The 17,550-nt window shown below is 68.1% G+C and carries 16 protein-coding genes and 2 pseudogenes; 10 read left to right on the forward strand and 8 right to left on the reverse strand.

What is annotated here, in order from left to right; genetic code table 11:
* Positions 1-18 precede the first annotated feature (18 nt).
* The gene (locus ABT115_RS27125) at positions 19-594 is read left to right on the forward strand and encodes a 3'-5' exonuclease (protein ID WP_351794962.1); all 576 of its coding nucleotides are present in this window, start codon (positions 19-21) and stop codon (positions 592-594) included.
* 10 nt (positions 595-604) lie between these two features.
* Here the strand turns inward: ABT115_RS27125 and trpS are convergent, their stop codons facing one another.
* The 4 genes and pseudogenes from trpS to ABT115_RS27145 form a co-directional block, all read right to left on the reverse strand.
* Positions 605-1,675: a tryptophan--tRNA ligase gene (gene trpS / locus ABT115_RS27130; protein WP_351794965.1), complete on the reverse strand. Its 1,071-nt coding sequence runs from the start codon at positions 1,673-1,675 to the stop codon at positions 605-607.
* Positions 1,659-2,249, reverse strand: a complete 591-nt coding sequence (locus ABT115_RS27135) for an ATP-binding protein (RefSeq protein WP_351795004.1) — start codon at positions 2,247-2,249, stop codon at positions 1,659-1,661. Before ABT115_RS27135 ends, trpS begins: the two co-directional genes overlap by 17 nt.
* Positions 2,246-2,389: pseudogene (locus tag ABT115_RS27140) on the reverse strand (GNAT family N-acetyltransferase); the annotation flags it as partial. The pseudogene ABT115_RS27140 and the gene ABT115_RS27135, both read right to left, overlap by 4 nt.
* 35 nt (positions 2,390-2,424) lie before the next feature.
* Positions 2,425-3,648: an RNA-guided endonuclease InsQ/TnpB family protein gene (locus ABT115_RS27145; protein WP_351794968.1), complete on the reverse strand. Its 1,224-nt coding sequence runs from the start codon at positions 3,646-3,648 to the stop codon at positions 2,425-2,427.
* A gap of 28 nt (positions 3,649-3,676) precedes the next feature.
* Between ABT115_RS27145 and ABT115_RS27150 the strand changes: the two genes are divergently transcribed.
* Positions 3,677-3,835: an Arc family DNA-binding protein gene (locus ABT115_RS27150; protein ID WP_351794971.1), complete on the forward strand. Its 159-nt coding sequence runs from the start codon at positions 3,677-3,679 to the stop codon at positions 3,833-3,835.
* A 56-nt stretch (positions 3,836-3,891) separates the two neighbouring features.
* Here the strand turns inward: ABT115_RS27150 and ABT115_RS27155 are convergent.
* Positions 3,892-4,116, reverse strand: a pseudogene (locus tag ABT115_RS27155) (GNAT family N-acetyltransferase); the annotation flags it as partial.
* Between the two features lie 372 nt (positions 4,117-4,488).
* Between ABT115_RS27155 and ABT115_RS27160 the strand changes: the two are divergent.
* Both ABT115_RS27160 and ABT115_RS27165 read left to right on the forward strand, forming a co-directional pair.
* Positions 4,489-5,064, forward strand: coding sequence for a DinB family protein (locus ABT115_RS27160; RefSeq protein WP_351794974.1), 576 nt, complete (start codon positions 4,489-4,491; stop codon positions 5,062-5,064).
* A 461-nt stretch (positions 5,065-5,525) separates the two neighbouring features.
* Entirely contained in the window at positions 5,526-6,959 is a 1,434-nt protein-coding gene (locus ABT115_RS27165; protein WP_351794977.1) for an FtsW/RodA/SpoVE family cell cycle protein, read from the forward strand.
* A 9-nt stretch (positions 6,960-6,968) separates the two neighbouring features.
* Here ABT115_RS27165 and ABT115_RS27170 read toward each other — a convergent pair whose 3' ends face one another.
* Complete coding sequence (locus tag ABT115_RS27170) at positions 6,969-8,108, reverse strand: Fic family protein (RefSeq protein ID WP_351794980.1); 1,140 nt, start codon at positions 8,106-8,108, stop codon at positions 6,969-6,971.
* Positions 8,109-8,278: 170 nt separating this feature from the next.
* Here ABT115_RS27170 and ABT115_RS27175 point away from each other — a divergent pair, with 170 nt between their 5' ends.
* Complete coding sequence (locus ABT115_RS27175; RefSeq protein ID WP_351794983.1) at positions 8,279-9,367, forward strand: LLM class flavin-dependent oxidoreductase; 1,089 nt, start codon at positions 8,279-8,281, stop codon at positions 9,365-9,367.
* Positions 9,368-9,570: 203 nt separating this feature from the next.
* Positions 9,571-9,993, forward strand: a complete 423-nt coding sequence (locus ABT115_RS27180) for a universal stress protein (RefSeq protein WP_351795007.1) — start codon at positions 9,571-9,573, stop codon at positions 9,991-9,993.
* Positions 9,994-10,144: 151 nt separating this feature from the next.
* Here ABT115_RS27180 and ABT115_RS27185 read toward each other — a convergent pair whose 3' ends face one another.
* Entirely contained in the window at positions 10,145-10,555 is a 411-nt protein-coding gene (locus tag ABT115_RS27185) for a hypothetical protein (protein ID WP_351794986.1), read from the reverse strand.
* Between the two features lie 119 nt (positions 10,556-10,674).
* Between ABT115_RS27185 and ABT115_RS27190 the strand changes: the two genes are divergently transcribed.
* The 4 genes from ABT115_RS27190 to ABT115_RS27205 all read left to right on the forward strand — a co-directional run bounded on the left by ABT115_RS27190 (position 10,675) and on the right by ABT115_RS27205 (position 16,842).
* On the forward strand, positions 10,675-11,571 hold the full coding sequence (locus tag ABT115_RS27190; RefSeq protein WP_351794989.1) for a hypothetical protein: 897 nt from the start codon (positions 10,675-10,677) through the stop codon (positions 11,569-11,571).
* Between the two features lie 192 nt (positions 11,572-11,763).
* Positions 11,764-12,705 (forward strand): ABC transporter ATP-binding protein, encoded by a 942-nt coding sequence (locus ABT115_RS27195; RefSeq protein WP_351794992.1) that lies wholly within the window; start codon positions 11,764-11,766, stop codon positions 12,703-12,705.
* Positions 12,702-14,075, forward strand: a complete 1,374-nt coding sequence (locus ABT115_RS27200) for an ABC-2 transporter permease family protein (RefSeq protein WP_351794995.1) — start codon at positions 12,702-12,704, stop codon at positions 14,073-14,075. The genes ABT115_RS27195 and ABT115_RS27200 overlap by 4 nt, the downstream gene beginning before the upstream one ends.
* Before the next feature lie 4 nt (positions 14,076-14,079).
* A complete protein-coding gene (locus ABT115_RS27205) occupies positions 14,080-16,842 on the forward strand; it encodes a bifunctional YncE family protein/alkaline phosphatase family protein (protein WP_351794998.1) in 2,763 nt (920 codons plus the stop codon).
* 163 nt (positions 16,843-17,005) lie between these two features.
* Here the strand turns inward: ABT115_RS27205 and ABT115_RS27210 are convergent, their stop codons facing one another.
* Positions 17,006-17,413 (reverse strand): RNA-binding S4 domain-containing protein, encoded by a 408-nt coding sequence (locus tag ABT115_RS27210; protein ID WP_351795001.1) that lies wholly within the window; start codon positions 17,411-17,413, stop codon positions 17,006-17,008.
* Positions 17,414-17,550: the final 137 nt, after the last annotated feature.

Consider the following 17,550-nt stretch of genomic DNA (forward strand, 5'->3'; position numbering starts at 1 on the left):
GGTCCCTACCCTCCCTCCATGGAAACAGGACCGGAACCGGAACTCCTGAACGTCATCGACATCGAGGCGACCTGCTGGGACGGACAACCGCCGCCCGGGGCGGTCAGCGAGATCATCGAGATCGGGCTGACGGTCGTCGACCTGCGGTCGGCGGAGAGGGTGGCGCGCCACCGGATCCTGGTCCGCCCGGCCCGGTCCACCGTCAGCGCGTTCTGTACAGAACTGACCGGCCTGACCCAGGCCGAGGTGGGCACGGGCCTCCCCTTCGCCGACGCCTGCCGACTGCTGGCGGCCGAGCACCGGGCCGGGGCACGCCCGTGGGCCAGCTGGGGCGACTACGACCGCAACCAGTTCACCCGCCAGTGCCGGGCGACCGGCACCCCGTACCCGTTCGGCCACCGCCACACCAACGCCAAGATCCCCTTCACCGCCTCCCACGGCCTGCGCAAGCGCCCCGGCATGGCCCAGGCCCTGAAGGTGGCGGGCCTCCCCCTGGAGGGCCGCCACCACAGCGGCGCGGACGACGCCTGGAACATCGCGGCACTGATCCTGGAGGTGGCGGCCCGGGGCGCCTGGCCTGAAACCACCACCTGACCGCCCGCCGCTACAGCGCGCCGCCCATCACCCCCCGCACCTCGTCCAGCGTCGCCTCGGCGATCTCATTGGCGCGCTCGTTGCCGGCCCGGAGCAACGATCGTACGTACGCCATGTCCTGCGCGTACTCCGCCCGCCGGGCCCGGATGGGCGCCATCCGGCTGTTGACGGCGTCGGTCACCGTTCGTTTGAGGGCTGCGGCACCCCCGCCGCCGATCTCCTCGGCCACGGCGTGCGGATCGCGGTCCAGACAGAGCGCCGCCAGCAGCACCAGCGAGGACACCCCGGGCCGGTTCTCGGGGTCGTACGTGATGTACCGCTCGGCATCCGTCTTCGCGCCCTTGATCAGCCGGGCGGTCTCGTCCGCGTCGGCACCCAGCGCGATGGAGTTGCCCCGGCTCTTGCTCATCTTGGTGCCGTCGGTGCCGAGGAGGAGCGGCGCGGCGGAGAGCAGCGCGTCCGGTTCCGGGAAGACCGCCCCGTACCGCTCGTTGAAGCGACGGGCAACGGTCCTGGTCACTTCGAGGTGTGGCAGCTGGTCCTGCCCGACGGGGACGAGGTTCCCCTTGCAGAACAGGATGTCGGCGGCCTGGTGGACGGGATACGTGAACATCAGCCCGCTGACGGCGGACTGCCGGGAGTGCGCGATCTCGTCCTTGACGGTGGGATTGCGGTTCAGCTCGGCGACGGAGACCAGACTCAGGAACGGCAGCATCAACTGGTTGAGCGCGGGCACGGCACTGTGGTTGAAGACCGTCGAGCGGGCCGGGTCGATCCCGACGGCCAGGTAGTCCAGCAGCATCCCCTCCATGTGCTCGGTGAGCCGGTCGGCGACGTCCCGGTCGGTGAGCACCTGGTAGTCGGCGATGATCACGAAAACGTCCACCCCGAGGTCCTGGAGCCGGACGCGGTTGTGAAGGGTGCCGAAGTAGTGCCCGAGGTGCAGCGGCCCGGTGGGCCGGTCCCCGGTCATCACCCGGAACCGTTCCGGGGCCTGCCGGATCTGCTCCTCCAGCTCGGCGCTGCGCCGCTGGGCGGGTGCGGCGACACTGGGTGTGACGGTGTCAGTGGCTGTGTTCATGGGGGCTCTCTCCTCGCGGGTGCTGGTTGCGTGGAGGACGGCCCGCCGGGATCGGCATCCGTACCCGTACGAGGGCAGAGAACAGGGCCGTCCGTTTCGAACGGCCCTGTTCCGTGCAGATGGAGGTGGCCGCTCCTAGGAGGAGCGCCACCAGTTTCGGCACGGTACGGAGGTCATGGGCCGAGTTTAACGGGGGCGAGCTCGGCCCACACGACCTTTCCCGGCCCGCGCCGCGCCCGTAACCCCACCGCTCGGCCAGCGCGGCCACGAGGACCAGCCCCCGCCCGCCGCACGCGCCGCGCTCCGGCTCATGCATCTGCGGCGCCACGTCCGAGGCGTCGTGCACCTCGATCCGCACCCCGTCATCGGCCACCGGCAGGAACCGGGTCTCGATCTCCCTCCCCGGGACCCGGGCGTGCTGCCCGGCATTGGTCAGCAACTCGGAGAGCACGAGCACCGCAGCCTCCTCCAGCTCCGAAAGCCCCCAGCTCGCGGGCGCGGTACGTAATTCCGCCCGAGCCGGCGAGACCGACCTGGGGAGCGATTGCCGGCGAGGGGGCGGCTGGTCGTTCAGGGCTGCACTGCGTCGAACGGCAGAATGCGATGAAAGACGACCATGGCTTGGCCGGGGCCGTTGTAGTCATCGACGGTCTTCGCGTCGAAGCCGAGGCGGCGATGGAATGCGATCGAGCCGGTGTTTCCGAGTGACTTGACATCCTCCCCTCCCTGAAGGGGAGGGGATTCCTGGCTCAGGCTGCCTCCGGGAGCAGCGCCCCCGGTGGTCTTGTGCCGTCAGTACCAGCCGGGTTGAGACCAGCCCGGACGAGCATTATGCGGGCGGAGTTCTTGTCTCTTGGTGAGACGGTTCCGCACGTGGTGCAGGTGTAGGTGCGTTCTGACAGTGGTAGTGCGTGCTTGGTTCTCGCTCCGCACGTTGCGCAGTCCGTGGTGGTGTGGGCGGGGTGTACGAGGTGCACGTCGCGCCCGTGTTTGCGGCCCATTTCGGTCAGGGCGGTCTTGGTGGCGCCGATTGCCGCGTCGGCGGCTTTGCGGGCCATGGTGGTCTTGGCGAGGAACTTCGGTCGGAAGTCTTCGACGGCGATGGCGTCGTGGTCGCGTACGACGCGTTTGGCCCACTTGCGGGCCGTGTCCTGCCGCTGCCGGGCGGTCTTCGCGTAGACCTTGGCGCGTGACTTCTTCGCTTCACGGTGGCCTTTCGAGGAAGCCTGGCCTTTCTTCGGCTTGCGGCGTGCCACCATCTTGTCGTACCGGGTCAGTTTTGCCTGGGCCTTGCGTCCGTGCTGTGGGTGGGGGAGGTCGTGGGCGTCGGATGTGGTGGTGGCCGTCTCCTTCACGCCCCAGTCCACGCCGAGGACGGCGCCCGTCTTTGGGAGGGGCTGGACTTCGGTGGCGACGACGAAGGAGCAGTACCAGTGGCCCACGGCGTCCTGGTATACGCGCACCGAGGTGGGTGCGGCAGGCAGTTCGCGGGACCACACCACGGTCAGGCTGATGCCGCCCGCGAGGTGGAGGCGGCCGTCCTTCAGCCGGAACCCGCGCTGCGTGTAGTTCAGCGTGGGCAGCGCCTCGCGTTTCTTCTTCGGCCTGGGCATCCCGGCGCGCTGCCGCATGGGCAGGCGTGTGTCGATGTCCTTCAGCGCCTTGGAGCGGGACTTGGCGAAGTCCCGGATGATCTGCTGCTGCGGCACCGAGGCGCCCTCAGCCAGCCACGGCGTGCGGGCACGGGCGTCGGTCAGCATCTTGTCGAGCTGCGCCGGGCCGCACGTCAGCCTGTCCGCGGGGTGCTTGCGGTTGTGGGCGTGCACGGTACGGGACTTAGCGACGCATTCGTTCCACACCCAGCGACAACGGTCCCACTCGGCAAGCAGGGCAGCCTGGGCGGACGACGACACGCGAAGCCGGTAGGTGTACCGGGCATGCCCGGCACCCTCCGATAACTTCGGTGTCGTCATACCACCATTCTACCAATACAATTCGGTCATGGAACACGAAGTACGCATCACACTCCGCCTGCCCGCCGACCTGCACGAGTGGCTTACCACTCAGGCCAAATCGGCCCGCAGATCCCTCAACTCCGAAATCCTGCACCGGCTCGAGGCCGGGCGCGGCAACATCTCGACAGACGACCAATCACCCTGACAGCGATTATTCTTCAACTGCCCTGCTCCGCAGGGAGCCGATTCCTCCCCGGCCCGAAGGCCGGAGCATCCTCGGAGGTCCCGAGTAGCGATCAGGTGTACGTACCCGGCGCCGGTCGGGGTGACGAATCCGATGACGTACCCGTGGATTCCGTCCTCGGCTCGGGCGACCAGACAGGTTTCGCCGAACTCTTGCACCGGGGCCAGAAGGTGCAGGGGCCGAAGGTCGCGGTCTACCCAGTATCGGTGGTGATCAGCGAGAACCTGGTGGATGTCGGTCATCCCGGCCGATGTGATCTGTGTGCGCACGACATGGATCACGGCAGGCGCCTTGCCCGTTTGAGGAGCGGAATTGCTGGCCGACCCGTGACATGGCAACGGCCGTACGGCTGGGGTGAGTTGTGACGCTTTCCTGGGCTTGTGTGGCTTGCTCGCATCCTGCCCTGCCCGGGGTCTCTCGCGCGCACTTCGGCGAATTGCTCGAAGAACACGCCGCGAGCATTGCGAGAACCGACCGCCTTATCCGTCAGCGGAGTTCAACACGCGCAAACCGGCCCGCTTTCCAGTCCATCAGGCCCTCGAACGCCTCCTGCCAGCGGGCAGGGTCTACGCTGTCAACGGTGGCCGCACCTGTCGGCGAACCTGGAGGTGCCAATGGCCTCGCCCGGCCCCGTCACCCGAGATCTGCTCGAAACCTTTGACGACGTACGTTCCAGAACCTTGGCTCGCCTTGACGGCATCACCGACGCCGAATACCACTGGGAGCCCGTTGCCTCGTGCATGACGCTCCGGGCGGATACGAACGGCGTGTTCCGTGCCGACCCACGGCCCGCAGGCGATGCCCGTGCGGCGCCGTTCACGACGATCGCCTGGCGCATCTGGCACATTGGAGCAGACTGTCTGCGCGGCTACGGCCGCTTCTTTGAGGACGAATCGCAGAGCGGTGACCGGCACGTGTGGCCGGGCACGGCGACCGAAGGCGTCCAGATGCTGACCAATGACTGGTCCCGATTCCGAACCCGAGTCGAATCCCTCGGCGATGACCGTCTCCTCCAGCCCATGGGCCCCCGCGCTGGCGCCTACGGTCACGAGAGCTACCTACTACTGGCCCTCCATGCCCTGGACGAAGCCGCTCACCACGGTGCCGAACTCGGTGTCCTTCGCGACCTCTACCTCCACGGCTTCGCCGCGGAGCAGCAGCAAGATCGCGATCTGCCACTGGAGTACTAGGCAGCGCCTGGTGTTCACCAACCAGCTGTTGATCACGCTGGTGCATCTGCGGCTGGGTCTCCCGCACGCGGCGCTGGCCCACGAGTTGAAGGCGTCGAGCTGCGAATCGACGGCACACGGCACCGAGGTGCAGGTCCGTCGCCCCGCGTCGGCCGCCCCGGCCGCAAGGCGTTCGTGTCCGGCAAGAAGAAGCAAAACACCAACAAGACCGCCATCTTCAGCGATGCCCAGGGACGCACACTGTTCAGCGGCATCGCTGACACGGCTCGCCAGAACCCACCAGGACGGGCCAGGGCAAGACCGGCCGACCACGGGCACCACAGGAACCACACACGCTTCCTTCACGTCTAAAACGACATCCCAAGACCGCTACCGCACCCACTTCCACCCCCGGCTTCTCGAAGGAAGAGCAGGGGATGTCGGCTCGCTGTGCGGTCAGCCGTGAGAGGCCCTGTCACACGATGAGCAGTGCTACGAACACGCCGACGCACCACACGTCCACGATCGGCGCGCCGAGCCGCCGCAACACCGAGCTCGCGCTGCTGGTGTTCGCCGTCGTCATCCCGGTGTTGGCCTACGCCAACGTGGGCCTGGCCATCAACAACCAGATGCCGTCCGGCCTGCTGAGCTACGGCCTGGGCCTGGGCCTGCTGGCCGGCTTCGCCCATCTCGTCGTACGGAAGTCCGCGCCGTACGCGGACCCGCTGCTGCTGCCGCTGGCCACGCTGCTGAATGGGCTCGGCCTGGTCGTCATCTGGCGGCTGGACCAGTCCGAGCTGCTGCAGTCGATCAAGCAGGCGGGAACAGCCGCGCCACGGCAGCTGATGTACACGGCGATAGGCGTCGCGCTGTTCATCGTGGTGCTGATATTCCTCAAGGACCACCGCGTCCTGCAGCGCTACACCTACATATCCATGGTGGGCGCGCTGTTCCTGCTGCTGCTTCCGCTGGTCCCGGGCCTGGGCGCCAACGTATACGGCGCCAAGATCTGGATCCGCGTCGGCAGCTTCAGCATTCAGCCCGGTGAGTTCGCGAAGATCGTGCTCGCGGTCTTCTTCTCCGGCTTTCTGATGGTCAAGCGCGACGCGCTGGCCCTGGCCAGCCGCCGCTTCATGGGCCTGTACCTGCCGCGCGGCCGCGACCTCGGCCCGATCCTGGTCGTCTGGTTCCTCTCGATCCTGATCCTCGTCTTCGAGACCGACCTCGGCACGTCGCTGCTGTTTTTCGGAATGTTCGTCATCGTGCTGTACGTCGCCACCGAGCGGACCAGCTGGATCGTCTTCGGTCTGCTGATGTCCGCGGCCGGAGCCGTCGGTGTCGCCTCCTTCGAGCCGCACGTTCAGCAACGTGTCCAGGCCTGGCTAGACCCCATGCACGAGTACATGCTCAGCCGCCAGAACGTGGCCGGTCACACCGAGCAGTCGATGCAGGCGCTGTGGGCGTTCGGCTCCGGAGGCACCCTCGGCACCGGCCTCGGCCAGGGCCGCTCCGACCTCATCCGGTTCGCCTCCAACTCCGACTTCATCCTTGCCACCTTCGGCGAGGAACTGGGTCTGACGGGCATCATGGCGATCCTGCTGATCTACGGCCTGATCGTGGAGCGCGGCGTACGCACCGCCCTCGCGGCCCGCGACCCGTTCGGCAAGCTGCTCGCCATCGGCCTGTCGGGCGCGTTCGCGCTGCAGGTCTTCGTCGTCGCCGGCGGTGTGATGGGCCTGATCCCGCTGACCGGTATGACGATGCCGTTCCTGGCGTACGGCGGATCCTCCGTCATCGCCAACTGGGCCCTCGTCGGCATCCTGATCCGCATCAGCGACACCGCACGCCGCCCCGCGCCCGCCCCGGACCTCGACGCCGACGCCGAGATGACCCAGGTGGTGCGCCCATGGCGCTGAATGGTGCCGCTACGTGGCGTACGGGTTGCGGATGGTGTGGTGTCGCCGGGCGGTGGCCAGCACCCGCTCCGGGAACCGCGGCCCGGCGACGTAATGGCGGCCCTTCGTCCGGCCCACGGCGGTGAGTAGCTGGGCCTTGGTCAGCGCCTGCAGGTCACGCGTCGCCTGCTGGGTGTTGATCGCTTCGGCCTTCTCGTAGCGGGAGCGGCGCACCCGCCCCACCATCGCCACTTCGTGGAGCGCCGTCACCTGTCGTTCGGTGATCCCGTGCGCGTCGGCCTCTTCCATGAGCTGCGTCCAGCAGTCGTTGGACCGTTCGACACGACGCTGCACCCGCTGTGTCTGCTGGTGGTAGGCGAGCAGGTTGAATTTGATCCAGGGCAAGGTGTCGCGCTCCGGCGACCAGACCGGTCCTCCGACCTCTCGCAACACCTTGTAGTAGTCCCAGGTGTTGCCCGGCATGCCCAGCCATTCCTCGATCGAGGAGAACTCGGGGGCGAGGACGCCGCCGCGTGCGATGAGAAGGGTCTGCAGCGAGCGGGACATGCGGCCGTTGCCGTCGGACCAGGGGTGGATCTTCACCAGGTTCAGGTGGGCCATGGCAGCACGGAGCAGGACATGACTGTCCAGGTCACCCTCGTTGAGCCAGTCCACGAGCTCGCTCATGAGCCCGGGAACCCGTTCCTGGTCAGGACCTTCGTAATCGGTGGCGAGCTCGTCGCCCGGTGCGGTGATGCGGATCGAGGTCCTGCGCCACTGTCCGGCGAGCCTGCGGGGGTGGTGATGCCCCTGGAGCATCCAGTGCATGCTGTTGAGGAGTTCCTTGCTGTAGCGGAAATCAGTCACATCGTGCAGTGACTGGATGTACGTCATGGCCTGCTGGTAGGCCAGCGTCTCCGCCTTGTTCTCGTCACTGGCCTCGACCTCGCGCTCGCCGTCCATCAGGTCGGCGACGTCCACGGCATCGACCCGGTAGCCCTCGATCGTGTTCGACGCCGCGATGGCGCTGGCCGTCAGGGCCTTGCGCAGATCAAGGGTCCACTTCATCGGAGCCTGCTGCACCGCATGCCGCAGTTGTTCGCGCAGGCCATTGATCTGCTCCAGGACCTGAAGGTCGGCTGAGTCCAGGCCTGGCATCTCGTACAGCATGACGCAATGATACCCAGCAACTATCATTCCCGCTCGCGGTTCGCCCGGACCCCTCCCTGTAGCCGCCCTATCACCTCGGCGGTGGCCCCCCAGTGGAATAGGTCAGGGGGACGTCCCGTTGTAAGGTGTGCTCATATAGTTCAAAGTTCAACAATACGGAGGCGGGCGCCATGCAGTTCGGGATCTTCACCGTCGGAGACGTCACCACCGACCCGACGACCGGCAGGACACCCAGCGAGCACGAGCGGATCAAGGCCACCATCGCCATCGCCCAGAAGGCGGAGGAGGTCGGCCTGGACGTCTTCGCCACCGGCGAGCACCACAACCCGCCATTCATCCCGTCCTCGCCGACGACCACGCTCGGCTACATCGCCGCCCGCACCGAGCACATCATCCTGTCCACGTCCACCACGCTGATCACCACCAACGACCCGGTGAAGATCGCCGAGGACTACGCGACGCTCCAGCACCTCGCGGAAGGCCGCGTCGACCTGATGATGGGGCGCGGCAACACCGGCCCGGTCTACCCGTGGTTCGGCAAGGACATCCGCCAGGGCATCCCGCTCGCCATCGAGAACTACGCCCTGCTGCACAAGCTGTGGCGCGAGGACGTCGTCGACTGGGAGGGCAAGTTCCGTACGCCCTTGCAGTCCTTCACCGCGACCCCGCGCCCGCTGGACGGCGTCCCGCCGTTCGTCTGGCACGGCTCCATCCGCTCCCCGGAGATCGCCGAGCAGGCCGCGTACTACGGGGACGGCTTCTTCCACAACAACATCTTCTGGCCCATCGAGCACACGAAGAAGATGGTGGACCTCTATCGCCGGCGGTACGCGCACTACGGGCACGGCACCGCCGAGCAGGCCATCGTCGGCCTCGGCGGTCAGGTGTTCATGCGCAAGAACTCGCAGGACGCGGTACGGGAGTTCCGCCCGTACTTCGACAACGCGCCGGTCTACGGGCACGGCCCTTCCCTGGAGGACTTCTCCCGGCAGACCCCGCTGACCGTCGGCTCCCCGCAGGAGGTCATCGAGCGGACCCTGTCCTTCCGGGACGCCGTGGGTGACTACCAGCGCCAGCTGTTCCTGATGGACCACGCAGGACTGCCGCTGAAGACGGTCCTGGAGCAGCTCGACATCCTCGGCGAGGAGGTCGTGCCGGTGCTGCGCAAGGAGTTCGCCGGCCTCCGGCCGGCCGGAGTGCCGGACTCCGGTCCCGTCCACCCCGCCGTGGCCGCCCGTACGGCCACGAAGAAGGCCTGACCACCGTGTCCACCAGTCCACCGAGTCACCTCCGGCCGGACCAAACCGCCCCCGACCGGACCAAGCCGGTCTTCGGCCCGGCCAAGGACCCCGCCGTCCGAAACCCCGTCCGATTTGATTAGAGTTGGCAAGAAAGATGCGTCGTGCGGGGTTTTCTCACACGGCGCATCTGCGTACTGAGCGGAACCGAGCTGGAGGCAGAGATGGGCAGGATCGTGGTGGGCGTTGACGGCTCCGAGCCGTCGATCAAGGCGCTGCACTGGGCTGTACGCCAGGCGGAACTGACCGGTGACACAGTGGAGGCTGTCAACAGCTGGGAGTACCCCGCGACCAGCTGGGGGTTGATGATGCCGGGCATGCCGGAGGACTTCGACCCGCAGGCCGTGGCGACCGTGGCCCTCACCGAAGCGCTGGAAGAGGCCCTGGGCGCCGAGGGTGCGGCCGCGGTCAGCAAGGTCGTGGTGATCGGCAACCCGGCCCAGTCGCTGCTGGAGCGCGCCAAGGGTGCGAACCTGCTGGTCGTCGGTGCTCGCGGCTACAGCGGCTTCAAGGCGACCCTGCTCGGCTCGGTCAGCCTCCATGTCACCCAGCACGCACCATGCCCGGTGACGGTCGTACGCGACTGAACCGCAACCGCGCGGCAGATGAGGCAGATGAGGACGGGCCCGCGCCCTGTGCGGGCCCGTCCTCATGTCGGCGCGCCCCCGTACTTGCTCACGCCGAAGGGGAAGCCCCGGCACCGCTGATGCTGGGGCCAAGGATCCGACGGAGACGCGCTCACGTCTTCTCTCGCGTGTAGAAGATGTAGAACGTGGTGATGAACATCCCGAGGCCGACCGACAGTCCCAGCGCCGAGGACCGCAGCACGCTCGAATCGGTCAGCCCGACAAGCAGGCCGAACGCCGCGGACGTCAGCGCGCCGTATGCCACTGCCCGCACGAGCGGGATCATGGTGGGCTGAATCCGGCCCAGGGCGAAGCAGAGAACGGCGAGCACCACCGCGCAGATCAGGCCGTACCAGAACTGCCGGCCGCCGCTCGCGCCGTTGTTGCGGAGAATGAACGACGCGTAGAGGCCGTACGCCGCGCCCAGGATGACGGGTATGGCCCAGGCGAGCGCGCTGTGCCGACGTTCACCTGACCTGGCCCCGGCCCGTCCGCGGCGCGGCATCGCTGCATGAGTGGCCATGGCGGAGAGCTCCTTCCGTCGCCTCCTTTCCCTCCAGAGCACACCCGGCCGCGCCGCCCGGCAACTCGGATGGCGCAGGGCCCGGGGCGCACCGCTCCCGTACGGGATTCCCTGGAGAGGTGCGGACGCATCTCTCGACGGTTCTGGCGGTGGTGGTGCTGGTGCTGCTCGCCGTGCTCGTCCCGCTGAGCGCACTCTCCGCCTGGGTGGATCTGGAAATCGACAACACGGACCGTTACGTCGCGGCAGTGGCCCCGCTCGCCTCCGCCCCCGAGGTACGGAGCAGCGTCAGCGACCTCATCACCGACGGGGCGATGAAGCAGATCGACGCCGGGCCGCTCCAGAGCACCGTGCGGAACCTCCTGCACGAGGCGGTGATGTCCTTCACCACCACCGACGTCTTCCGGGCCGCGTGGACCAGCGCCAACCGCACCGCTCACGAGGCCGTGACCGCCGCGCTGAACGGCAGCACCGGCGAGGCCGTGACCATCGATCTCGCGCCGATGACAGAGCAGGTCAAACAGCACCTGGAGGAGAACGGGGTGCCGTTCGCCGACCGGATCCCGGTCCAGCACACCGAGATCACGATCATTTCCGCCGACCGCGCCGACCGGTTGCGCCAGACCTTCTGGTGGCTGCGGGCCGGCAGCATCTGGCCCGCTGTGGGCACGGTCGTGTTCGCTGTCCTGACCGTGGTCGTGGCCTGGGTGCGCGGCGGACCGGGGCGCGGGCGTTCCGCGCTCGCCGCGCTCTCGGCCACCGCGGTGGTCGGGTTCGGTTTCGCGCTGGGGGCACTCGTGCTGCGCGCGCTGATCGCGGTCGCCCGCGACCGGGTGCTGTCCGAGACGCCGTACGGCGAGACAGGCACTGTCGCGGCGGTGTACGACGCGCTGACGAGCTCGCTGCGCACGACGGTGTGGATCGTGTTCGCCACGGGGCTGGCGGTGGCGCTGTGCGCGGTGCTCGGGCGGCTGTGGGCGGCGCGCAGAGTACACGGCGGCGGGCAGCGCCCGTAGCCGACCGGGTTCGACGTGCGGCGGCAGGCGGCCGGGGAAGAGTGGTCCGCAAGAGGGCGCCTTCTGCACGGACTTGCCCGTATTGTCGTGAACACGCTCGCTGACTTCCGTTCCATGAGCGTTCAACTCGCTGTTCCCGCCTGTGTCGTGTGTCCTCCCTACGGTCCTTGAGGGCTGCGAAAGAAGGCACTCATGGACACACTGCTCGCGATCCGGGCTCGCGGGATCACCAAACGTTTCGGCGACGTCATCGCACTCGACGGCATCGACCTGGATGTGACGCAGGGACAGATCCACGGCTTGGTCGGGCCGAACGGCGCCGGCAAGACGACATTGCTCGGTCTTCTGCTGGGCCTGGCCGTCGCCGACAGCGGCTCCCTCGAGATCCTGGGTACGCAGGTCGGGCGGGGGCTCGCCGTTCTGGACGGTGTCGCCGGCTTCGTGGACGGGCCCGGTCTCTACCCCTCGCTCACCGCCAGGCAGAACCTCGCCGCGCTGGCGGCTCTGCGCGGCCTCGACGCGCGGACAACGGGGATCGACGACGTGCTCGAGCAGGTCGGGCTCACCGATGTCGCCGACGACCGGGCCCGCGGCTTCTCCCTCGGCATGCGTCAGCGGCTCGGGCTCGCCGCCGCCCTGCTCACCAAGCCTCGGCTGCTCGTGCTCGACGAACCTTCCAACGGCCTCGACCCGGCCGGCAAGAAACACGTACACGGTGTGCTGACCCGGCTCGCCGCGGACGGGACCAGCGTCGTGCTCTCGAGTCACCGCATGGACGACCTCGAGGCACTGTGCTCCGACGTCACCATCCTCGCCACCGGACGGGTCGTCTTCTCCGGCCCGCTGAGCAAGCTGGCCGCCGAGAATCGTGAACTCGACTACCGGCTGCGCACCTCCGACCCACAGGCCGCCCGCCTGCTGGCTGCCGACACGGCTGGGGTCCAGGTGGCCGACGACGCCGGGACACGGCACGACGCCGGGGTGCTCGTCGTGCGCGCGCCGGTGCCCGCCCTCGACGAACTGGTGGTGCGGCTCGTGAACGCGGACATCGCGTTGCGTGAGCTCGCCGCCGTGGTGTCGCCGCTCGAAGCCGCGTTCCTCGCCCTCACCGAACAGCAGGAGGCCGGCCGATGACCTCGACCATCACCGACGCCAACGTTGTCAGCGCCCGCCGCGTCTCAGTGGGGCGCGTCTCAGTGGGGCGCGTCTACCGCTTCGAGCTGGTCAAGCTCGTCTCGCAAGCGCGTATCCGCTTGCTGGTCCTCGCCTGCTGGGTCGCGCCAGGGCTCTTCGTCGCCGCGGTGAGCCGGCAGAGCACGCTCCCCTCCGACACCCTCTTCGGTCGCTGGATGCTCGCCACGGGGTGGGCCGGACCGCTGGTGGTGCTCGGTTTCGCGGGCACCTGGGCGCTCCCGCTGCTGATCTCGGTGGTCGCCGGCGATGTGTTCGCCTCCGAGGACCGGCTCGGCACCTGGCGCCACCTGCTCGTGGCGGTCCGGTCGCCTCGACGGATCTTCGCAGCGAAGGCACTGGCCAGCCTCACCGTCATCGGGCTGCTCGTGGCCGGGCTGGCCTGTTCCAGCACGGTCGGCGGCGTCGTGGCGGTCGGCAACCAGCCGCTGGTCGGTCTCGACGGCCACCTGCTGATGCCTTCGGACGCCGCCGTCAAGGTCCTGCTCGCCTGGGTCTGCGTACTCGGCCCGACCCTGGCCCTCGCCGCGATCGGACTGCTCGGGTCCATCGCGCTGGGGCGGTCCCCGATGGGGCTGCTGCTGCCCGCGCTCGTCGCGCTCGCCATGCAGCTCGCCCAGATGCTGCCGCTGCCTGTCGCCGTACGCCTCGCCCTGCCCGGCTACGCCTTCATCGCCTGGAACGGCCTGTTCACCAGCCCGGCACAGCTCGGCCCGCTCCTGATCGGCATCGTGGTCAGCCTGGTGTGGGCGGTGGTCGCCACGGCCCTGGCGTATTTGCTTTTCCTGCGGCGCGACTTCACCAACTTGACCTACGACGGCTCCGGGCGCCGCGCGATCACCACCGGACTCCTGCCGCTGGCCGGACTGACCGCCCTCACGGTCGGGGGCGTCGCCGTGGCGACACCGTCGACGGGCTCCGGAATCGAGCAGGACAAGGTGCAGCAGTCGGTCGCCACGGCATTCGCGCACCTCTACCGCATGCAGACCAAGCAGCTCAACCGCCCGGACGTCACCGAGGCGCAGCTGAAGGTCACCGCGGAGTGCAACAAGGGCGGCGGCAAGGTCGCCGCACAGGGGCCGGGCAACGACTGGCGTTGCGTCGTCACCTGGCATCTCCCCGGCGTCGAGACCACAGGGACGGCCATCTACCAGCTCGACGTCACCGCAGACGGGCGGTTCGTGGCCGATGGCGACGGACCGAAGGAAGTGAACGGCTACTTCCTGGTGCGGACCCCGAACGGGGATGCACCGAACCCGCTTTGGCAGTTCGACGGCAATGTCGAACTGCTTCACACCACCCCGAAGGGATGACTCAATGCAGGTCACACGCCGCCGCGTGCATGCCGAGAAGAACGCTTCAGGCCTTCTCGGCCAACGGACCGGCAGCCGGAGGACCCTCATGACGGCAGCCGCCACCGCGGTCGTCCTCGCCGTCAGCGGTGGCATCGGTTTCGCCGCGACGCACCAGTTCGGCACCGACCAGGTCGGCCAGACCACCGAGCTTGGTCAGCTCGTCTCCAGCGACCAGTACATCGACCCGATCGGCGAGCGCCTCGTCATCGACAACGGCAAGATCATGTCGTCCTCGGTCAGCCCGGACGGCACCCACGTCGCGGCCTCGGTCACCGACGGTGGAATGGCGCTCGCCATCGTGGACCTGAAGAACTGGAAGGTGCAGCAGCTCGTCGGCAACAACGCGTCGGCGGATCTGCGTATCAGCGGCAACGACGTGGGCCAGGAAGGCCCCACGTACTCGCCCGACGGTTCGCAGCTGTGGCTGGGCCAGGCCGACGGCTACACCAGGTTCACCGTGAACCCGGACGGCAGCGTCGCCAACCCGACGTTCGTCAAGATCCCGGCGGACGGGTCCAAGCGCGCGCTGGTGGGTGCGGCGGTGTTCTCGGCCGACGGCTCCACCGTGTACTCCGCCGTCAACGGCCAGAACCGGGTGGTCGCCATCGACGCGGCGACCGGGGCCATCGAGCAGAGCTGGGCCGTGGGCAACGCCCCGCGTGGCATGGTCCAGGTCGGCACCAAGCTCTATGTCAGCAATGAGGGCGGGCGACCGGCGAAGCCCGGCGACACCACGTTGAACTCGTACGGAACCCAGGTGCCGGCCGACCTGAAGACCGGTGCCACCACCACCGGCACGGTCAGCGTCATCGACCTGGCGGACCCGTCTGCCGCCGTCGGGAGCATCGACGTCGGTCTGCACCCGACCGCCGTATACGCCAAGGACGGGGCGCTGTTCGTCACCAACACCGCCACCAACGACGTGTCGGTCGTCGACACGCGCAACAACAAGGTCGTGCAGACCATCGCCGCCCAGCCGTGGCCGGAGGCGTCGGTGGGCTACCACCCCAACGCGGTGACACTCACCGACGACGGTCACCTGCTGGTGACCCTCGGCGGCGCCAACGCGGTCGCCGTCTACCGGTACACGTCCCCGCAGGAGCCGGTCAGCTACGTCGGCCTGCTCCCGACGGACTTCTTCCCGTCGGAGATCACCACGGTCGGCGACCAGGTGGTGGTCTCCAACACCCGTGGTATCGACGCCCGCCGCGCCAGCAACAAGGCCGGGCACGGCACGCACGACACGACGTCGAGCGTGCAGCGGTTCACGCTGCCGGACGACCGCGTCATCAAGTCCCAGACGGCCAAGGTCTTCAAACGGAACGGCTGGACCAAGGACTCGGTCAAGCTGGCCCAGGGCGAGGGCAAGGCCAAAAAGCCGGTGCCGGTCCCGGTGAAGCTCGGCGACCCCTCGACGATCAAGCACGTCTTCCTGATCGTCAAGGAGAACCGGACCTACGACCAGGTCTTCGGTGACATCCCGCAGGGCAACGGCGACCCGAAGCTGGCGCAGTTCGGCGAGAACGTGACGCCGAACCAGCACGCGATGGCCAAGCAGTTCGGGCTGTACGACAACACCTACGACATCGGCACGAACTCTGCCGAGGGTCACAACTGGCTGATGCAGTCCGACAACCCGGAGTACACCGAGTCCTCGGCCGGTGAGTACAAGCGCAGCTACGACACCCAGGACGACGCTCTCGGCCACCAGCAGACCGGCTTCCTGTGGAGCGGTGCGCAGGCGGCGGGCAAGACCGTGCGGGACTTCGGCGAGTTCCACCAGTTCCTGACCAAGCCGGCGGACGCGACCTGGCAGAACCTGTACTGCGACAGCAAGAACATGGAGGCGACCGGTCAGGAAACCGCCTACACCCTGAAGTCGTCCTCGCCGATCCCGTCGCTCAACGACGTGTCGGTGCCCGGCTTCCCGAAGTTCGACCTCGGCGTCCCGGACATCTACCGGGCCCAGATCTGGAAGCAGGACTTCGAGAAGAACGGTCCGGCGAACCTGAACATGTTCTGGCTCTCCAGCGACCACACCGGCGGTCCGGCGAACTCGGCCGCTCAGGTCGCGGACAACGACCTCGCGGTCGGCAAGATCGTCGACACGATCTCGCACAGCAAGTACTGGAAGGACTCGGCGATCTTCGTTGTCGAGGACGACTCCCAGGCCGGCCTCGACCACGTCGACGGCCACCGTGCCCCGGTCCAGATCATCAGCCCCTGGGCCCAGCACGGCACTGTCGACAGCCGCTACTACTCCCAGATCACGATGATCCGGACCATCGAGCAGATCCTCGGGATCCACCCGATGAACCAGAGGGACAGCGCGGCCAGCCCGATGCGTGGGGCGTTCACCGAGAAGCCGGACTTCACGCCGTTCACCGCGCTGCCCAACCGGGTCCCGCTGACCGATGGCCTGCCGACCCCGCCCGCCTGCGGCGTGGACACCCCGGCGCCGCAGAACCCCAAGGCAGCGGCCGTGCCGTCGCCGAAGGTGCCGGCGGACAAGAAGGAGCTCGCGGCGAAGTGGGAGAAGTGGAAGTCGAAGCAGCGGCTGACCGGGCCCAACGCCCAGCCCGACTTCGCGAACCCCGCTCAGATGAACCACTTCACGTGGTACGAGACGCACGGGTGGAGCAAGCCGTACCCCGGCGAGAAGAAGATCTTCGAGCCGGAGGACGTGCCGGGCGCCTACCTCCCGTCGCCGGAGTCCGACGGCTGACCGAGGCTGATCGCGTCAAGGGCCCCTGACCGGCATGGCGCTTTCCAGGGGCGTTGCAACACATGGTCGTGTTGATCAGGCCGCGAGCAGTTCAGGCAGGCGCTCGGCTGGGGTTTCCCAGCCGGGCGTCCGTGTTCTCCCCAAGCCCGTCCGAGGCGCACCATCAGTGATCTAGCGAGGGGCCGGCCCCACGCAACCGCTCCATCTCCCGCCGGTCCCGCTTCGTCGGCCGCCCCGCTCCCCGGTCCCGTACGGGAACCTGGATCGCCGCCTCGCGCGGCGGCGGAGGCGGACTGTTGTCGACGAAGCACTCCGCCGCCACCGGAGGGCCGACCCGCTTCTTCACGATCTTCGACACGATGACGATCCGGTCCCGGCCCGCGTGCCGGAGCCGTACCTCGTCGCCGACGTGCAACGCCTGGGCGGGCTTGGCACGCTCGCCGGCGACCTTCACATGTCCAGCGCGGCAGGCAGCAGCGGCCTGCGAACGGGTTTTCGTCAGCCGGACCGACCAGATCCAGACGTCGACCCGAACGCTTCCATCTGCCTGCGGCGCCTCACCGGAAACCATGCAACCGACTCTAGTGCCGCAGTTATCCAGGTGGCGTCGGGTTGCGGGTCGTCCCCGAGCTGCGTGCCCGAATCCAGAAGGTGTTTACGAACCTGTCCGACTTCCGGGCGACGATGATCGCGCGGACGGAGACGGTG

The sequence above is a fragment of the Streptomyces sp. NPDC001832 genome (assembly GCF_040297265.1).
In the GTDB taxonomy this organism is placed as follows: Bacteria; Actinomycetota; Actinomycetes; order Streptomycetales; family Streptomycetaceae; genus Streptomyces.